General features: G+C 42.7%; 13 protein-coding genes and 3 pseudogenes. 7 read left to right on the forward strand and 9 right to left on the reverse strand.

The annotated features are described in order from the left end of the window. Positions 1-57: 57 nt before the first annotated feature. The 3 genes and pseudogenes from HWQ39_RS02065 to HWQ39_RS02075 form a co-directional block, all read right to left on the reverse strand. Positions 58-315: pseudogene (locus tag HWQ39_RS02065) on the reverse strand (type II toxin-antitoxin system RelE/ParE family toxin). Then, positions 312-551: a hypothetical protein gene (locus tag HWQ39_RS02070; RefSeq protein ID WP_292840863.1), complete on the reverse strand. Its 240-nt coding sequence runs from the start codon at positions 549-551 to the stop codon at positions 312-314. The pseudogene HWQ39_RS02065 and the gene HWQ39_RS02070 overlap by 4 nt, the downstream one beginning before the upstream one ends. A gap of 181 nt (positions 552-732) precedes the next feature. Continuing rightward, complete coding sequence (locus tag HWQ39_RS02075; RefSeq protein ID WP_292840866.1) at positions 733-2,235, reverse strand: acyl--CoA ligase; 1,503 nt, start codon at positions 2,233-2,235, stop codon at positions 733-735. Between the two features lie 251 nt (positions 2,236-2,486). Between HWQ39_RS02075 and HWQ39_RS02080 the strand changes: the two genes are divergently transcribed. Next, a complete protein-coding gene (locus tag HWQ39_RS02080) occupies positions 2,487-3,632 on the forward strand; it encodes a BMP family ABC transporter substrate-binding protein (RefSeq protein ID WP_292840868.1) in 1,146 nt (381 codons plus the stop codon). Positions 3,633-3,962: 330 nt separating this feature from the next. Next, positions 3,963-4,819 (forward strand): annotated as a pseudogene (locus HWQ39_RS02085) (transposase). 89 nt (positions 4,820-4,908) lie between these two features. Here the strand turns inward: HWQ39_RS02085 and HWQ39_RS02090 are convergent. After that, positions 4,909-5,121, reverse strand: coding sequence for a hypothetical protein (locus HWQ39_RS02090; protein WP_292840871.1), 213 nt, complete (start codon positions 5,119-5,121; stop codon positions 4,909-4,911). Positions 5,122-5,149: 28 nt separating this feature from the next. Here HWQ39_RS02090 and HWQ39_RS02095 point away from each other — a divergent pair, with 28 nt between their 5' ends. Further along, on the forward strand, positions 5,150-5,686 hold the full coding sequence (locus HWQ39_RS02095) for a GNAT family protein (protein ID WP_292840874.1): 537 nt from the start codon (positions 5,150-5,152) through the stop codon (positions 5,684-5,686). Positions 5,687-5,896: 210 nt separating this feature from the next. Here the strand turns inward: HWQ39_RS02095 and HWQ39_RS02100 are convergent. From HWQ39_RS02100 to HWQ39_RS02115, 4 genes and pseudogenes are all read right to left on the reverse strand, one after another. Then, positions 5,897-6,124 (reverse strand): annotated as a pseudogene (locus HWQ39_RS02100) (ATP-binding cassette domain-containing protein); the annotation flags it as partial. Between the two features lie 59 nt (positions 6,125-6,183). Continuing rightward, positions 6,184-7,578: an ATP-binding protein gene (locus tag HWQ39_RS02105; protein ID WP_292840877.1), complete on the reverse strand. Its 1,395-nt coding sequence runs from the start codon at positions 7,576-7,578 to the stop codon at positions 6,184-6,186. Positions 7,579-7,711: 133 nt separating this feature from the next. Beyond that, positions 7,712-9,376 carry an FAD-dependent oxidoreductase gene (locus HWQ39_RS02110; RefSeq protein ID WP_292840880.1) on the reverse strand — a complete coding sequence of 555 codons (1,665 nt, stop codon included), beginning with the start codon at positions 9,374-9,376 and terminating at the stop codon, positions 7,712-7,714. Positions 9,377-9,440: 64 nt separating this feature from the next. Then, positions 9,441-9,650 (reverse strand): hypothetical protein, encoded by a 210-nt coding sequence (locus HWQ39_RS02115; RefSeq protein ID WP_292840883.1) that lies wholly within the window; start codon positions 9,648-9,650, stop codon positions 9,441-9,443. A 208-nt stretch (positions 9,651-9,858) separates the two neighbouring features. Here HWQ39_RS02115 and HWQ39_RS02120 point away from each other — a divergent pair, with 208 nt between their 5' ends. The 3 genes from HWQ39_RS02120 to HWQ39_RS02130 all read left to right on the forward strand — a co-directional run bounded on the left by HWQ39_RS02120 (position 9,859) and on the right by HWQ39_RS02130 (position 13,935). After that, positions 9,859-10,098 carry a hypothetical protein gene (locus HWQ39_RS02120; protein ID WP_292840886.1) on the forward strand — a complete coding sequence of 80 codons (240 nt, stop codon included), beginning with the start codon at positions 9,859-9,861 and terminating at the stop codon, positions 10,096-10,098. A gap of 124 nt (positions 10,099-10,222) precedes the next feature. Next, complete coding sequence (locus HWQ39_RS02125) at positions 10,223-11,500, forward strand: APC family permease (RefSeq protein ID WP_292840889.1); 1,278 nt, start codon at positions 10,223-10,225, stop codon at positions 11,498-11,500. 590 nt (positions 11,501-12,090) lie between these two features. Continuing rightward, the gene (locus tag HWQ39_RS02130) at positions 12,091-13,935 is read left to right on the forward strand and encodes a tetratricopeptide repeat protein (protein ID WP_292840892.1); all 1,845 of its coding nucleotides are present in this window, start codon (positions 12,091-12,093) and stop codon (positions 13,933-13,935) included. 284 nt (positions 13,936-14,219) lie between these two features. Here the strand turns inward: HWQ39_RS02130 and HWQ39_RS02135 are convergent, their stop codons facing one another. Next, complete coding sequence (locus HWQ39_RS02135; RefSeq protein ID WP_292840895.1) at positions 14,220-15,572, reverse strand: N-acetylmuramoyl-L-alanine amidase; 1,353 nt, start codon at positions 15,570-15,572, stop codon at positions 14,220-14,222. 165 nt (positions 15,573-15,737) lie between these two features. On the opposite strand from HWQ39_RS02135, the gene dnaG reads away from it, so the two are divergent. Continuing rightward, complete coding sequence (dnaG, locus tag HWQ39_RS02140) at positions 15,738-17,693, forward strand: DNA primase (protein WP_292840898.1); 1,956 nt, start codon at positions 15,738-15,740, stop codon at positions 17,691-17,693. The last annotated feature ends 226 nt before the right edge of the window (positions 17,694-17,919 follow it).

A 17,919-nucleotide genomic window follows, 5' to 3' on the forward strand; every position in this document is an offset into this window, starting at 1 on the left:
TAGGCGTTGATTAATGGTTGCTTTGATGGTGAGCAGATTGGCGCGGTAGGGGGTTGGTCATTTATAAACCTTGCTACGATGTCCAACATCTACAATTTTTACCAATAAAACATCATCGAAAATCTCGTATATAACTCGATAATCGCCTACTCTAATTCGATATGAATTTTCTTCACCTTATAACTTTTTAACTCCATTGGGGCGTGGTTCTATAGCCAATTCATCTATTTTGGGTTGTATGCGGTCTTGTAATTCTTGAGATAGTTGTCTAAACATTTTTCTAGCACCTTTGGTAAATTTAACTGTGTAAATCACGCTACGTCCTTTTTTCCTTCGTTAGCGATTTCCTTTTTAATGTCGCCCCATGCAATAAGACTATTATTTTCTACATCACTTTTGGCAGCATAATAGGCTCTTAAATCTTCTTCTTCCTCTTCCTTTTCGATTTTTATAAGTGATGCGTAAATCTCATCTAGGGTACTGTCATAAGCTTGATTTAACAGTACGTTGATTGTATTAATTAACTGTTCCCGTTCGTATTTGGTTTTCATTTTTATACTTCTTCCAAATTTTCCAACAGTTTACTTATTTCTTCATCTAGTAGTGGTAGCAACAATGACGCTAGCTCAGAATTAGTTTTAAGAATAGTTCTTAAAGCTTGAATTTTTATGATTCATTATGAACATCTCAGCTTGCGAGATTTTTGAACAGCGCCATCTTTCTCGCCACTCCCTACACCCCGATATTCAACAATTTCGCCATCGCCAACCGTTGTAGTTTCCCAGTAGCACCACGAGGTAGTTGATCTAAAATATGAACTTGTTTAGGAACTTTGAAGTCTGCCAGCATGGTTGAACAGTGAATTAAAAGTTCTTTTTCGCTAACTTCTGCTTTCAGAACTACAGCGGCGTGGATATCTTCTCCTAAAGATTTGTGGGGGACAGCAAAAGCTAAGGCTTCGGCGACTGCGGGATGACGCAACAAGACATCATCCACTTCTAAAGGAGAAATTTTTTCCCCACCTCGGTTAATCAATTCTTTAATGCGTCCAGTCAGGCGGAGATAGCCGTCTTCGTCCACAGTACCCTGATCTCCTGTGCGGAACCAACCGTTTACAAAAGCGGTGGCGTTAGCTTCTGGATTATTTTCGTAGCCATCTATAACATTGGGTGCTTTTACCACTACTTCACCCAAGCTTCCCTGAGATAATAGGTTGCCTTCAGAGTCCATAATCCCTACTTCGACACCGAAGCCATAACCTACAGTACCCGGTTTCCTGACTTTTGGCGGTAGGGGATTAGTGGTCATTAAGTGAGATGCTTCAGTCATGCTATAAGCTTCTACCACCGGAGCATTCAGAGTTGCCTCTAGCTGTTCAATGATAATCGGGGGCAAAGTAGCGCTACTAGAGCGAATAAAACGAAAGCGATTAGCTTTAACAATTTCTGTGTTGCGGCTAGCGCGTGCCAAAATTGTCTGGTGCATAGTTGGCGCTGCGGAGTACCAGGTGGGTTTGTAGGTATCTACCAGTTTCCAAAACTCTAGGGCATTGAAACCATTGGGACAAACTAGTGTACCGCCCGATGCCAGAGTTGCCAGCAAACAGCCCACCAACCCGTGAATATGGAACAGGGGCATTAGACAAAGTGTCGTATCTGCGGCTGTGAGTGAGTAAGCACCAATGAAGTTGTTGGCTGAAGCGATTAAGTTGCGATGACGAATTGGCACACGCTTGGGACGACTCGTAGTGCCGCTAGTATGGAGAATCATCGCTATATCATCAGACTGAGGCAAGGGACCAGGGGGCGGGGAGCAGGGGGGAAGTCTCTCTTTGACTAATTCAAAGCTTAATGTACCGTCAGTGTTTACCTTGGCATTAATCAGTATCATATCGGGTGTGACAGCAGCAATGGCTGTTTCTGGCCCCTCAGATAACGTAATCAGTGCTTTTGCTTGGATATCCTGGTAATAAAAGGCAAATTCTTCTTGCTTGTATTTGGGATTTAAGGGTGCAGCAGTGCCACATAAAGCAGCCGCCAAGAAGGTAATCGCCATTGGTGAACCGTTACTCATTGCAATGGCAATACGTTCTCCCCGTTTCAATCCAAAGCTGTTGAGTTGGGTTACTAGTCCAACAACATTGTCGCGCAATTGCTTATAAGTTAGCGATCGCCCCTCAGCCGTAACTAGGGCTGGATGATTGTCTTCCCCCACTAAAAGCTCAAATAAATTCATTCAAAACCTCCAGATTAAGAAAATTGGGAATTGGAAAAGAAACTCTTTTCTTGTTTTCTTTATCCTCCTTATCCTCATTGTCTCACTTGTCCACATTTCTCATGTCCCATGTCCAATGCCCAATTCAACCATTGTTTAGTAAGTTTAAGGCAAAAAACAAGAGCTAAAATTAAGTCAATAGTGTGGAGTGTGGCTGTCATGACTAGAAATCAGAAAAATCTTTTTCACCAACTAAACCCCATAGATAAAATATGGATCGTCGGAATTTTCTAAAGTATCTCACTTTAGCAGGATCTAGCTTTGCCTTAACTAGTTGTATTCAAGGCAGAAACTCCACCAAATCGCAGGGTGAGGCGTCTTCCTTAGCGTCGTCAGTGGCAGTCAATGAACCTCTCAAGGTGGGATTTGTTTATGTGGACTCTGTGGGTGATTTTGGCTGGACTTATGCCCATGATTTAGGTCGCAGAGACATGGAAGCCAATCTTCAAGGTAAGGTAAAAACTACCTTTGTTGAAAATGTCAAAGAAGGTGCTGACGCTGAAAGGGTGATTCGCCAATTAGCATTAGATGGTAACAAGTTGATTTTTACAACTTCCTTTGGGTACATGAACCCAACAATTAAAGTTGCCAAAGACTTTAGTGATGTTGTCTTTGAACACTGTACAGGATACAAACGTGCTACCAATGTTGGCACTTATCTGGGACGCTTTGAAGAACCGCGTTACTTAACCGGCATGATTGCTGGCAAGATGACAAAATCAAATGTAGTCGGTTTTATTGGCGCATACCCAATTCCAGAAGTAATCCGAGGAATCAGTGCATTTACTCAAGGTGTACGGCTAACAAATCCCCAAGCAAAAGTTAAGGTACTTTGGGTGCAAAGTTGGTACGATCCAGCTAAAGAAAGAGATGCGGCTCAAGCTTTGGTCAATTTAGGTGCAGATATATTAACACAACATACCGACTCTAGTGCTGTTATCCAGTTGGCTGAGGAAAAAGGTATTTATGCTTTTGGCTACAACACTGATATGAGTAAGTTTGGCCAAAAAGCCCACCTGACATCAGCTGTTAATAAATGGGGCAAATTCTATACAGATAAAGCTTTAGCTGTAATGAGTAATACTTGGAAGTCTCAAGAGGTTTGGGATGGCATTGGTCAAGGAATGGTGGATATTTCCCCGATGAATGAGGCGATTCCGGCTGATGTGCAACAACTAGTGTATGCGAAGCGCGATGAGTTTATTCAGGGTACTGCACACCCTTTTAATGGCCCGGTGAAAGACCAAAAAGGGGTAATGCGAGTGCCAAAGGGTAAGGTGTTGGATGATCGGAGACAACTAGCGATGGATTGGTATGTTGAGGGAATTGAAGGGTCAATTCCGAAAGGGAAATCGTAGCGTTGCTACATAATATGGTTGAGGAACGAAACCCAATATTGAAAGAAAACCGTCTCTTGTTGCGGCTGCAAGACTGTTGCTAAGTCAGAAAGTGCTGTCTCTATGACTTGCTGATTAAATTGTTCGCGTTCTTGAAACTGCCGAAATTATGCTTCTACTTATTTATTTGCCAGCAAATTTAAGTAGGGCTTGCTGAAAAAGAAAGAGAAGCTCACAGTATATAGATTATCTGACCAAAGAAGTATATTCAGGTGCAAGACTTGAGGATACAATAGCCCAAAATCCTTGCATAACCGCGACCAGCAGTACAGAAGTGTGCTGTTTGTAACCATGTACCGAAAACAGGGGCAAAATCCAATCTCACCAGAGAACTTTGAATTTCCGTTTTCAGGCAAGTTATCATCAGATAATCGTTGGGTACTTCTGGCATCGTTAATACCCTGGGCAAAATTTGAAGACGGATATTCTGACGAATTCTCTATAGAGATGGGAGCGCCACCAAAGCTATTTCGGATGGCATTAGGGGCATTAATAATTAAAGAAAAGTTAGGTATAAGCGATAGAGAAACAGTAGAACAAATTAAGGAGAACCCTGATCTCCAGTATTTTATAGGGATGTATTCTTATAGTAATGAAAATCCATTTGACTCATCAATGTTAGTACATTTTCGGGAAAGAATTAGTGCTGACCTAGTTAACAAAGTGAATCGAAAAATGGTGAAGAAAATGCTAGAAGCAACATCTTCTCAAGAGTCTGAAAAAAAAACCGAAGACGCTTACGGACTCGCTAACGCTGTGCGAGCGCCAGAGAGAACCGAGCTTGGTGCAAAGAACGAGGTATTAGAATTAGTGGTTCCCCTTTAGGTAGACCTCCAGCCAATGTGAGTAAAGAAAAAAAGAAGCAAGCATTATCAGATGAAAGGATTCGTAATTCTATTGAGGGAAAGTTTGGACAAGCTAAAAGAAGATTTAGCCTGGGTAGAGTGATGGCGAAACTGTCTCATACTTCTCAAACAGCAATTGCTATTACTTTTTTAGTAATGAATCTTTCTACTCACCTGTCAGGGGTTTTTTGTGCCTTTTTATGTCTATTTTTCAAAAATAGACCTTTTTTAGAGATGGGTATAATTGAGCGTTATGATTTTGCAAGCTATAGGCAACAAAAACTTATCTTTAACCTTGCTTAAATAATTACTCAACCCTTAAGATTGCTTTTTTATGACTTTTTCAGCAACCCCTAAGTAGTGAAAAAAATGAGTCTGTAAACTGGCTAAACCTACCGTTGAGAACATTTGGCCGCTAACGGTAATAAGGCTTCACCAGTATTGACATGAAACAAATAGCGGCGATGTTCCTTTGGTAAACTGTTTTTAACTCCAGTGGCAAACACCGCCAATGTTCCAGACTGCACTATCCAGACAGTTTGTGAGTTATCCAACAGTAATGGTTCATTTGCTTGAAGTGAGTATGGTTGGGGAAGAGGATTCACTGAAGGTAAATCGATGTGAGTTTGACGAGTGGAAAAAGATATAAAAAACTATTGTATCCCGGCTGAATATAACAGAATTTTTTTGATGATAAAATTACGTTCTGCTAACCTAAACGATATAGACTTTATCCTCACTCAAGAAAATAGAGATGAATTCAAAGACCTGATCATCTGCTGGAGCCGAGAAGAACACAGCAGAAACTTGCACTTTGCTGACAAACATTATTTAATGATTGAAAATAGTTCAGGAGAGACACAAGGCTATGCTATTTTGTCTGGGCTACAATCACCAAACAAGAGTATTGAATTAACTCGAATTATCATTGCTGCACCAGGACGAGGATACGGCAAGCGTGCGTTAAGAATTATCCTGAAAAAGGTTTTTGAAGAGTATAATGCTCATCGTTTTTGGTTAGATGTCTTTGAACACAATCAACGTGCTAGACATGTTTATCAATCGGTCGGCTTTCAGAATGAAGGAGTTTTGCGAGAAGCTTTGAGGCAAAAAGATAAGTATTATTCGTTAGTAATTATGTCTATACTTGAGAATCAATACTTTCATTGAAGAAGAATTCAGGAGTCAGAATTCAGGAGTCAGAATTAAGACAATACAGTTCAGAATTAGCAACAAAACCCTGATGTAGAGACGCGATTTATCGCGTCTTGAAAGACCAATTATCCACACCAATAACCCTTAACCCAAGCGTATTGAGCTATAAGAGGATGTTTGAAAAGTATTTGACTGTGATTTGTTCTCAAACTTGATATTATGCTTGATTTGTGATCGCTCTACACCATCAAAGCAGATTTCCCCCTGCCAAGGTAGATAAAGCCCGCGAATTAATTTAGCAACTGTAGATTTACCAGAACCACTTCCCTCCACAAGCGCTATTCTTTGCCCAGGCTTGACAATCAAGCTCAAATTCTCAATCAACGGAGCTTCCACACGACTGTACCCAAACGTAACATTCCGTAACTCAACATTGCCCAGTAATTGCCAGAGAATTGCCAGAGAGACGAGAAAGTAATTTCCTCCCCTACCTCCCCTGCTCCCTGCCTCCTTCAAGATGTCAAAGGTAAGCAGATGGTAAAACAAGTTCTACCCGGCTGCGATTCAAATGAGAGTGTACCGTGATGGCGATTTTCTACAATCCGGCGAGTAGTTTCTAAACCTAATCCCGATCCATGTCCTACTGATTTGGTGGTGAAGAAGGGTTCAAAAATGCGCGTTTTAATTTCCAGTGGAATTCCACTGCCAGAGTCGATAATGTCAATATGAGCATAGCGATCGCAATGCCAAGTTTTAATTTCCAGCAATCCTTTACCATCCATTGCATCAATGGCGTTGTCAATTAAGTTCGTCCACACTTGATTTAATTCACTACCGTAGGCAAGAATTTTCGGCAGACCTCGATCGTAATTGCGTTGCACTTGCACACCGCTTTTGAGTTTATGGGCAAACAATCGCAAGGTATCTTCCAAGCCTTGATGTATATCTACTTCTTGCTGAATGCCTTGATCGAGGTAAGAATAAGACTTCATTGCTTGCACAAGTTCAGAAATCCTCTCAGATCCTCGCAAACCATGTTTAATCATTGACATGACTTCAAAGGAAAGCGCTAGCCAGTGCAATCCCATTTCTCGCAATTCCGTGTTGTCGTTGCGCCAACGTTCCATGAGTTGCTCTAAGGTTTCAATCTCAACACCACCTTCCGCTAAAGGTTCTGCTATTTTCCAGGCTTGTTTTACACCATAGTCTTCTAACCATTCCAGTAATATGGTTTCGCGATCGCTTAATGTCACCGGATCTACACGATTATTGAAAATTGCATCATGGCCTTGATCGCGTACTCTCAACCAGTGTTGAGTATGGGCTTCGTCAACATTGCGTTGCCCATAAACTAAGTTCATTCGTTGTAACTCTAAGATGGCGGCTGGCATTTCTCCTAAAGTCCGAACCAGGGCGGCAGCTGGGTTATTGAGTTCATGAGCTAAACCGGCGGCAAGTGTCCCTAAAGCTGCCATCTTTTCCCGCCCACGAATAAAAGACTCTAGCCCCCGGACACGACGCTGCATAATTCGGAAAACCATCCGCTCAAAATCACGACATTCATGCAGCAGTTTACGGAAGTCTTCTCCCTTTACCTCATAAATGTGACAATTTGTCAATGCCCGCATTGTCACAGGTGCGGGTTCATCAGTGAGTACGGGAATTTCACCAAAAAAAGATGGGGCTTCGTGTTGCCCGATGGGAATTTCAACTCCTTCACTGCGACGGGTGATGTTGATTTTACCTTTGACTAAGATAAATAAGCGACATACAGGGTCTCCCTCATAGGACAACACTGCTCCGGCCGAAAGTTCAACTGTTTGAGCGCGATCGCAAACCCACTCCAACCGCTCTTTAGGAAGCTGTTGAAATGGGTCTAAGTTGATTAATTCTTCAACACATAACATCAATGAACCTCCTTGAGGGGGCAGGGGGGCGGGGGAGCAGGGGAGCAGGGGGCAGGGGGCAGGGGAGCAGGGGGGCAGGGGAGCAGGGGAGGCAGGGGAGAGGTTTGCAAGTATATGGTTTTTCTCGCTCTAGCTAAACATTACCCAGATAGCGGTGAACGAATTGAATGGCGATCGAACCTTCTCCCACACCGGATGCCACGCGCTTAACTGATCCATAACGGACATCTCCAGCTGCGAAGATGCCTGGAATGTTGGTTTCTAGCAAAAAAGGAGAGCGTTCCAAATTCCAACCTGGGGCAGATTTGCCATTATGTATTAAGTCTGGCCCTGTGATGACAAACCCGTGAGCATCGCGTTGAATAATGCCATCGAGCCAATCTGTTTTAGGGCTAGCACCGATGAAAATAAACAGCGATCGCGCTGACACGGTTTCAGTTTGTCCTGTCTTGGCGTGGGTAATCACAATTGCTTCTAAATGTTCCTCTCCCTTCACTTCCACAACGCTACAACTTGTGCAAACTTGGATATTTTCAGTCGCGGCAATTTGGTCAATTAAGTATTGGGACATAGTTGATGCTAGTGACTCACCCCGCACCAGCATAATCACTTTGCTGGCATACTTACAAAAGTGCATTGCTGCTTGTCCAGCAGAGTTTGCCCCGCCTACCAGATAAACCTCTTCATTGCTACAGGCGATCGCTTCAGTCATGGCAGCACCGTAGTAAATTCCTGCCCCTGTAAGCTTTTCGGCTCCTGGTACATTTAGCCAGCGATAGGAAACCCCAGTTGCGACTAAAAGCGCATGGCAACTAATCTCGCTACCATCTGCCAATTGCAGAATCCGATAAGGATCTTCCAGCCTCACTCCAGTTACTACTTGAGGTGTGAGAATCTCTACGCCAAATCGCCGCGCTTGGGTGACTCCCCGCCTTGCCAAATCATTGCCACTCAAGCCAATAGGAAACCCCAAATAGTTCTCAATCCGCGAACTCGTGCCAGCTTGTCCTCCTGGCGCTTCCCGCTCAATTAAGACAGTACTCAATCCCTCAGAAGCGCCATAGACGGCGGCAGCCAGTCCGGCAGGGCCAGCACCCACGATCGCCAAATCATAAAAGGGACGCTCTGCTTGAGTTTGCAGTCCAATTTTGGCAGCAATCTCTAAATTAGATGGTTGAATTAACCGGGAACCATCGGGAAACAGCACCAAGGGCAATTGTTGTCTACAATCAGCTTGGGCGTATTCCACCAGTTTTGCCGCCTCTGGTTCTAGTTCAATATCTAACCACTTAAATGGAATCTGGTTACGTGCTAGGAAATCTTTCGCCTGATGTGAAAAAGGCGACCAGCGATTACCAATGACTCGAATCCCTTCAAATGGTGGGCGGAATCCAGCTAGCCAGTCATCTAGCAAATCATCTAAAACCGGATATAGCTTCTCTTCTGGTGGATTCCAGGGCTTGAGTAAGTAATAATCAAGTCTGGCACTATTAATTGATTTAATAGCAGCATCCGTATCTGCATAGGCTGTCAACAAGGCACGTTTCGCATCGGGAAAAATGCTTTTTGCCTGTTCTAGGAACTCCACACCTCCCATCTGAGGCATACGTTGATCTACCAAGAATAGGGCAACAGCTTCATTCCGTAATTTGAGTTGTTGCAGCACATCCAAAGCAGTAATACCGGAATCTGCCCGGACAATACGGAAGCGATCGCCATACTGATGCCGTAAGTCTCGTGACACTGCTTGCAGCACCTCTGGATCATCATCGACGGTTAAAATTGCTGGTTTCGCCATAATTACTGTGACTCAATAATTGCAGTGCCTAGCCGTTATTTTCAAAAATCTGTTGTCAAAATATCTACTGTTTAACCAGTTGCTTTAAACGAAAGTATGCTTCTTCTGGTGTCAGCGGTTCGGATTGACTTTCATTAGGGATATAAAATACCCAGGTATCGGGAAAGTAATGCACCACAAAGCTGGGAATCAAACCCAAGCTTAATGCTTGCTTTCCAAGTTTTTCAGTTTGTTCCTCTAGACTCAGTTGGTCATGAAATACATGTTCAGCCATACTTGTTCATCTCCCTGCACTTTATTTGACCTTGGAATCAGGTTTAGGTGATTGACCATTCACCATCTTTCCGAATGAGCTTGAGAATTTTTTGGTAATTTCACAATATGCTTTCGTAGAGAATCATAAAACTATTTTGGTCAGTCGCGTTAATGTGAATTGAATTAGGGACTTCAAAATAAACAAATATTCAATTAACTCTTGTGGGGTGGGCGACACGAGAGCCGTATGGACGAGCTTTGCGATCTGGTGCGGCATTGAGGAGCGATCGCACCTCACTTGGTGTAACGTATTCTTTAGACCTGTAATGCTTGCTACGGTAGACGAGTTGGGAGTGGGAGCCTCATTTATTCTCGCTAGTAGTGTCCGGTGTAAGCGATATACTATGGACAGTTTACTACGCCACGATGCCTATAATTCCGTTGATAGTCACGCTACTCAAGAGTGATTACGAAGAGTTATCAATTAATAAATACCTCTATCTTGGCTCAATGCCTAATAACATTGTTCAGCTTGATTATCTGCGTGCTAGTCAACGACTATAAGACTATCTATTCTTAAAGAGGTTACAGGTGTCAAACAAAAAAATAGGTTTTTGGTCTGTGTGGGCATTGGGTGTAGGAGGCATTGTTGGTGGGCTTTTTCCAGCGATTGGAGTTGCAATCCAAATAGCTGATGTAGGCGCACCACTAGCATTTGTGATCGCAGGGACAATAGCTTTGATAACTACTTATGCTTATGCCCAACTTTCGGTAGCTCATCCATGTCGAGGCGGGACAGTAACCTTCTTAAACCAGGCTTTTGGTTTAGGGCTGTTTAGTGGGACACTGAATCTTCTACTATGGTTTAGCTATGTAGTTATGCTTTCCTTTTACTTGCAAGCTTTTGGTAGTTATGGAGTTAGCCTGTTCGCAACATCTACTCAACCTATTTGGAAGCACTTACTGATTAGCTTGGCAATTTTAGGGACAACTGGACTAAATCTACTAACTGCCAATTATATTGGGAAATCTCAAATCTGGATTGTCAGCTTCAAACTGGGAATTTTAATACTGTTCATTATTATGGGGAGCAGTCACATCAACATTTCCCATCTAGAACCAGCTTCAGTATCGTCGCTACAGTCAATTTTTGCTGGAGCAATGGTGATTTTCTTGTCTTATGAAGGCTTTGAGCTAATCGCCAATACAGCAGAGGATCTTGTCAATCCCAAATACACTTTGCCACGAGTTTATTACTCTGTAATCGGGTTCGTTATTTTGCTTTACGTTTTAATCGCACTGGTGACATTAGGAGCAGAACCAATAGAACAGATTTTGGCAGCAAAAGACTATACTTTGGCTGAAGTTGCCAAACCAATTATGGGGCAATTGGGATCTGTTTTGATTACTATTGCCGCTCTGCTATCAACTCTCTCGGCTAGTAACGCAACACTGTACGGCTCATCTCGTTTTAGCACTGTTATTGCTCAATCTAGAGGGTTTGACCCTGGTAGCCAAATAAATGGCTATGACCAATCTTCAATAGGCTTATTTATTACTAGTAGTATTACTCTGATTATCGCCAACTTCTGTGATATAAATCGGATCTCAACGATGGGTAGTGCTGGGTTTCTCTTGATATTTGCTGCGGTTAATTTAGCTAATGCTCGTATGCATGGTTATACGAAAAGCAAGCAGTGGATTTCACTTCTAGGTGCTGGAATATGTTTGGTGGCACTAGGAATGTTAATTTGGTTTGCTTTGCAAACAGATCCACAAACTGTCTGGGTTTTAATATTCATGGTGGGAGTAGCCATCGGTATCGAAGTAATCTACTATCTGTCAACCAAACGACCGCTACATCTTTGAACAAGAAAAAGCTCAACTCTAGGACAAAAGAAAGCCTGAAGATCGCAAGCAAGCTCGGACAACAGTTGTTTCCTAATCAATAGATAAAAACTCATGACAGCATATATTAAAAATAGCCCTTTAGCTGATCCTAAAGGGCTATTTTTAATAGTTAGCAATAAATGAAACTGACTCTATAGCGGTTCTTAATTGCATAGAATACAGACCATTTGTCGGGGCACAGCATTGCTCATTGGTATCAACTTAAGCTAAAACTCCTTTAAAACCTCGTTTCCAGCCGGAGGCTGGAAATGCAACTCAAAGCGGCTCTGCCGCGAGTTCGAGAGGCGGAGCCTCAACGACAGACATTCCCAGTCGGAGACTGGGAACGAGATAAATCTTGGCTTGTTCCTAAATAGGGTGCGATTGCGCGGCGATCGCACAATGCAATGAAAGATCAGTTTTGTAGCGATTTGAATTTAGAGAGTAATGGGGGAGAACTAGGGTAGATATTTGCAATAACCGAAAAATTTTTTGCCGCTAATTATTTTTCCCATTTTTGCTGTCAAGACTAGAATTAGAATTGATGTGATATTCTCCTAGTAGCCAAAGTGCCAGACTCTCTGCCATTAAGCGATCGCTATCTTGCCTTAATCGATGAAATTGTCGAAACCACCCTCAAGGGCAAAATTAGCTCTGTGGAACAGGTGTATCAAATGCTGTTAAAAGGTATCACTTCCGGGACAGGGGAAGTCTTTGAGCTAGCTTTGAGCGATCGCCTGAATGCCCTCCAAAGCCAAGTCGATAGCGAAAAAGACGAACTCAAGAAAGCCAAGGCGACTCGCAGTTTGAGAGCCATTAAGACGATTCAAAGCCAATGGCAACGCTGGCAAGAGCAAAATAAAGCAACAGTTGCGATCGCCTCCGCAGTTACAGAAATTACCACAGCTACGGCTAACGAGCGTCTGGCGACATTTATTCGGGTTACTGACCCCAATCAGAAGTATCCACTAAATTTGCAACAGCTACAGCAGTTGTCAAAAGCATTGCAGCAATTTGCTCAAGCTGATTCTGATTTACAACAATTTTCCGAAGGAATTACCCGTGGTTTAGCTTCTTGGCAGCGATTGCAAGACAACTTGCTCAGTTGGATGTACGAACAAAAAGAATCTCTGGGATTTGGCGGCGTACCAGGAGAACGTGGCCCTTGGGCAAGTTGGGCAAAACAACTCAGTAGTGAGTTACCCCAAACACTGCTTCGCACCTTAGCTAGAGAAGAATCAGCAATTGAGTTTGCCCAGCGACAACGGGGTATCACCCTGAGAGATTGGGTGGAAATGGCATTGATTTTACAGTTCTTGCAACGGGGACTAATTAACTGGTTTGACCAACAAGCTTACGATGTGAAAGCCGGGCCAAAGTTGTCCATTTCCACTTTTTTGACCTTTGCAGTGATTTGGAGTCAGTTAGCAAGTGGTTTTAGCAGTATCGGGACAGTATATAGCGATGCCTGTTCTCAAATCATGCTCCAGATATTGCGAACCTTTGCCCAGCGTCCATATTTTCCTTTTTACGGCGGGATTTTTGCCTCTTTTACTGGCACTTATTTACGAGATGCCCTAGATTATTTGGATGAACCACTGCGACGAGGCGAGGGAACCCAAGAAAAGGCACGTATTTTGACACTTTTAGGCTATTCTCAACGTGCTTTGGGACAATACCAGCGCTCAATTGATTTTCATCAGCAGGCACTAGAGATCGCCAGGAATGCAGGCGATCGCACCTGTGAAATTGCCAATCTCAACCACCTCAGCCGTACCTACGTGCAACAGCAAAATTATGCTGAGGCAATTAACTGTAGTCAACGAGCATTAATACTGAGTCGGCAAGCAGGCGATCGCACAGGAGAAGCAAACGCACTCGTAAATTTAGGTTACAGCGAAGTTATGCAGGCTCAGGAACTAGAAAATTTAGAACCTGAAACTTATGAAGCCGCAATTAACTATTTGGAACAAGGTTTAAAATTATCAGAAAAATTAGGCGATATTCAAAGTAAAGCCTTATGTGTGAGCAGCTTAGGAATTGCCTATTTAGTAATCGGAGAACATCAAACGGCAATTAAATATCTTGAAGATGGCTTTAAAACGGCACAGGTTTCCGGTGATTTGTATTTGCAAGGGCGGAACTTAGCTTATTTAGCAGAAGCTTATTATCATTTACAAAATTCCGAAAAAACTGTTTACACAGGCTGCTTGGGAATGTATCTTTTACAGCAAATTGCTTCTCGTGAGTGGCGTCAACCAGCAGGATTACTGACAATTTTACAAGGACAAATAGGGGTAGAAGCTTTCCAAAAGTTATTACAACAACATCGCCCGAAAATGATTGCAGTTATCGGTGTAGATGGGTACGATCACATTCCACAATTGTTAGAAGAATATAAGCAAGATATCTAAGAAAGTAATTTGATTCATTTCCAACCTCGTTCCCAGTCGGAGACTGGGAATGCTCCTCATTTAGGCTACCGCTTCTTGACTAGCAGCAGCCCAATGAACCTCATTTATAGGCTAATACGGTTTAGTTAATACCAATTTTGTATGAATATGCACAGAATTTGAAGAGAGAAGCAAGAAATGCGGTCGCACTTCTTTCAATTTTAATGTATCCTTACTTCAATCCCCTAGATTTATATGCGGGGTTACTCAGCACGGGCTAAACCTTAGCTATCCGCTAACAGTACTCAAAGAAGTCCTGCTGATTCATATAATCGTTTGAGCATTGCTGAAATCTTTGTACCATAATCTAAATCTGCTGACCATCGCCCTGCTAGCTGATCAATTAATGGCGCAATCCCTCGTGTAACAAAGCGAAATCTTGGATCTACTACTTCTTGTACTAAAGGTTCTAAACTGGCGTAAGCTTTCAAATGTTGGATGTGTGCCCTCACTCCAATTCTGGCACTTGGAAAAGATGCAGCCTCGGAACCACCACCGAGCGCACCCAAACCGGCAAAGTTATTTTGCTCAGGTTTAACATCACCACCAAACTGTAAAAATCCAGTTTCTACACACATTTGGCAAAAGGCAATATCATAGTTTACTCCTTCTATAGCTGCTTCTTCACGATAAAGTTTTGGGATATCAGGAAACTTGGCTAAAGCATTTTGATTATTATTTCTCAAGAATAGTTGTAACTGTATTTCGGAAGTAGTACCGTTTGACATCACCCGCGAAAATTGACCTGGGCAAACTACCAAATTCGATCGCAAGCTAACAGTACGCGTCGCCGCATCCCAACTGACTGCAACATTAAAATCTCGTAGTTCGATCGCTTTGACATAAACTATTTTGTGATAGGTAATTTTATTGACATTAGCTGCTTTGGAAAGGTCAATTCGTAGCAGGTCTACTAAATCAATGGGGATGTAAGCATTGCCATTAACTAAAACTCCTTGTTCTGTGTAACTTTGTCCATTAATATTAATATTAATAGGTGGATAATTTGCTTCGGTTGGAGTTCCAGGAGTGGGGTCAATCACGCGACTCCAAGTTACTAGTCCATCGGCAATTCCCAAAGCAAAATCACGGCGGCGAGTTTGCAGCAAAGCCCGATCTTCTGGATTGCTGAGAAACCCTACTTGTATCACCAAAGCTGCAAGCGTTGTCTGACGACAGAATGCTAAACGACCTAATCCACTATCTGTATCTGGCTTGACTCCCCGATTTGGTAATTGAGGTACGCGGCGCAATAACCCCACTAGCAACTGTTCAGCATTACTCTTGCGATCGCTATTATTAGCAATGAAAAAGACGCTAGCCCCCCGTACAGAAGGGCTACTAGCCGCATTAGCTGCAATTTCTAAGGCGACATCACCCCGACGGCCGCGAGAATTGATCCAGGTGATAGTTTGGGCGGCACTCAAGTCATCAGGAACCGCTAAAATTTCCAAACTCCGCGCCCTCAGTTCCGTGACAATCAAATCCCGCAGCATAATCATTTCTTTTGCTTCACTTGTACCACCCGCGATCGCACCTTGATCTATTCCTCCCGCTTCTTTGCCTCCATGAGCCGCTGATATAAAAATACGCCCCATTTTCAGTATTTCCTCTGATAAAATTAAGTCTAAGCAATTCTATACATCATTCTTGGTCTAGCAACAAGAATATAATAGCCATCAGAAGCCAAAAGTCATTTATCCTTTGTTATTTCTCCAAAGTTAATGACTAATGACTCATGACCAATGACTAATGACTAAGATATGCAAATCCCCCGCTTGCACCCAGACACAATTGAGGAAGTTAAATTACGGGCTGATATTGTCGATGTCGTCTCGGAACACGTAGTTTTACGCAAACGTGGAAAGGATTTTGTCGGTTTGTGCCCCTTCCATGACGAGAAATCTCCCAGTTTCACTGTCAGTCAAACCAAGCAAATGTACTATTGCTTCGGCTGTCAAGCTGGGGGAAATGCCATTAAGTTTGTCATGGAATTGGGGAAACGCTCTTTTGCTGACGTGGTGCTGGATTTAGCACGGCGTTACCAAGTACCTGTACAAACCCTAGAACCCGAACAACGCCAAGAATTACAGCGTCAACTATCTTTGCGGGAGCAGTTATATGAAGTTCTCGCTTCCTCAGCACAGTTTTATCAACACGCCCTGAGACAATCTCAAGGGCAAAAGGCACTTCAATATTTACAATCTAACCGCAAATTTAAAGAAGAAACTATACAGCAATTTGGTTTAGGTTTTGCCCCCGCAGGTTGGGAAACTCTCTATCGGTACTTGGTGGAAGATAAACATTACCCAGTGCAAATACTGGAAAAAGCGGGATTGATTAAGCCACGCAAGGAAGGAGGCGGTTATTATGATGTATTTCGCGATCGCCTCATGATTCCCATCCGCGATGTTCAAGGGCGCGTCATTGCCTTTGGTGGTAGAACTCTGACTGATGAGCAGCCTAAATATCTAAATTCACCAGAAACCGAACTTTTTAGTAAAGGTAAAACATTATTTGCCCTGGATCAAGCCAAAGGTGGAATTTCCCAACTCGATCAAGCGGTGGTAGTAGAGGGATATTTTGATGCGATCGCTCTCCACGCTGCTGGTATTAATAATGCTGTCGCCTCACTCGGTACAGCCTTAAGTTTAGAACAAGTCCGGTTAATATTACGCTACACCGAATCGAAACAATTAGTACTCAACTTTGATGCTGATAAAGCCGGAACTAATGCCACCGAACGGGCGATTGGTGAAATTGCCGAATTAGCATACAAAGGCGAAGTTCAGCTAAAAATTCTCAATTTACCCGATGGGAAAGATGCTGATGAATATTTGCACAGCCATACCCAAGAAGATTATGGAGAACTGCTAAAAAATGCCCCACTTTGGCTAGATTGGCAGATTCAGCAAATTATTAAAGATCGCGACTTAAAACAAGCTACTGATTTTCAGCAAGTAACTCAGCAATTAGTCAAATTACTAAAAAATATAGCTAACAGCGATACACGAAATTATTATGTTTCTTATTGTGCAGAAATACTCAGTTTGGGAGATACCAGACTTATACCCCTACGAGTCGAAAATCTGCTAACTCAAATTGCTCCGGCTGCGGCTATATACTCTAAGCCCGTATCAGCAAAGAAAGCATGGGGAGGTAGCCAATCTCCACTTCCCATTTCCAACTCCCCACTCCCCACAGAACGCAGCCTTTTAGAACACGCAGAGGCGCTATTATTGCGAATTTATTTGCATTGTCCTGAACAGCGTCAAGCGATTATTGACGAACTAGAGGAGCGAGATTTGCAATTTAGCCTTTCCCATCACCGATTTTTATGGCAACAGATTTTAGAAATTTCATTCGGTGATGGAGAGACAAAAAACTTTGCGTCTCTACCAAATTTAATTTCCCGCCTGCAAGATCAGTTCTTAGAATTTGACAGTGAGATCGGGTTAATTTCCCATTTATTTCATGTTAATGAAAAAAACCAGAAAGAAATACTTCGGACTCCGCAAGTAGTTCAAGCTGCGATCGCTTGCATGGATTTGGTTATGCTTGAAAAACGTTATCGTCACTTTTTGGAACTATGGCAACAAACCGATCCAGAAGCGGAACCAGAGCGATATCAATCGTATTATCAGGCTTTCTACGCTGAAAAAATCAAGCTTCAAAAAATAGACCGACAACGGTTATTTTCCATTACAGAGTTAATTTGACGTAAGATAGCGATCGCCTATAAATCAATACGCTTGGGTTTTCGAGACGCGATAAATTGCCGTCTCTACAAGTGTTATGGGTAACGCATATTTAATTTCTGGAGATGCCTATTTTCTATCTGAGGATTGGTTTTGATGCAAAATTTGGCGTTGCAGAGATGAGTTATGAATTAGACCTGTCCGAAAATTTATAAGCCAGTCTGTGCAAAGCTTTGAGAGCCAGCTT

Origin of the sequence: Nostoc sp. NMS8 (assembly GCF_017115045.1) — a bacterium.
GTDB lineage: Bacteria > Cyanobacteriota > Cyanobacteriia > Cyanobacteriales > Nostocaceae > Nostoc.

Excerpts from the sequence above, each read along its gene's own strand:
- HWQ39_RS02080 (WP_292840868.1), top strand. The coding sequence starts at position 2,487 with ATGGATCGTCGGAATTTTCTAAAGTATCTCACTTTAGCAGGATCTAGC.
- HWQ39_RS02110 (WP_292840880.1), bottom strand. The coding sequence starts at position 9,376 with ATGGCGAAACCAGCAATTTTAACCGTCGATGATGATCCAGAGGTGCTG.
- HWQ39_RS02135 (WP_292840895.1), bottom strand. The coding sequence starts at position 15,572 with ATGGGGCGTATTTTTATATCAGCGGCTCATGGAGGCAAAGAAGCGGGA.
- HWQ39_RS02070 (WP_292840863.1), bottom strand. The coding sequence starts at position 551 with ATGAAAACCAAATACGAACGGGAACAGTTAATTAATACAATCAACGTA.
- dnaG (WP_292840898.1), top strand. The coding sequence starts at position 15,738 with ATGCAAATCCCCCGCTTGCACCCAGACACAATTGAGGAAGTTAAATTA.
- HWQ39_RS02115 (WP_292840883.1), bottom strand. The coding sequence starts at position 9,650 with ATGGCTGAACATGTATTTCATGACCAACTGAGTCTAGAGGAACAAACT.
- HWQ39_RS02075 (WP_292840866.1), bottom strand. The coding sequence starts at position 2,235 with ATGAATTTATTTGAGCTTTTAGTGGGGGAAGACAATCATCCAGCCCTA.
- HWQ39_RS02105 (WP_292840877.1), bottom strand. The coding sequence starts at position 7,578 with ATGTTATGTGTTGAAGAATTAATCAACTTAGACCCATTTCAACAGCTT.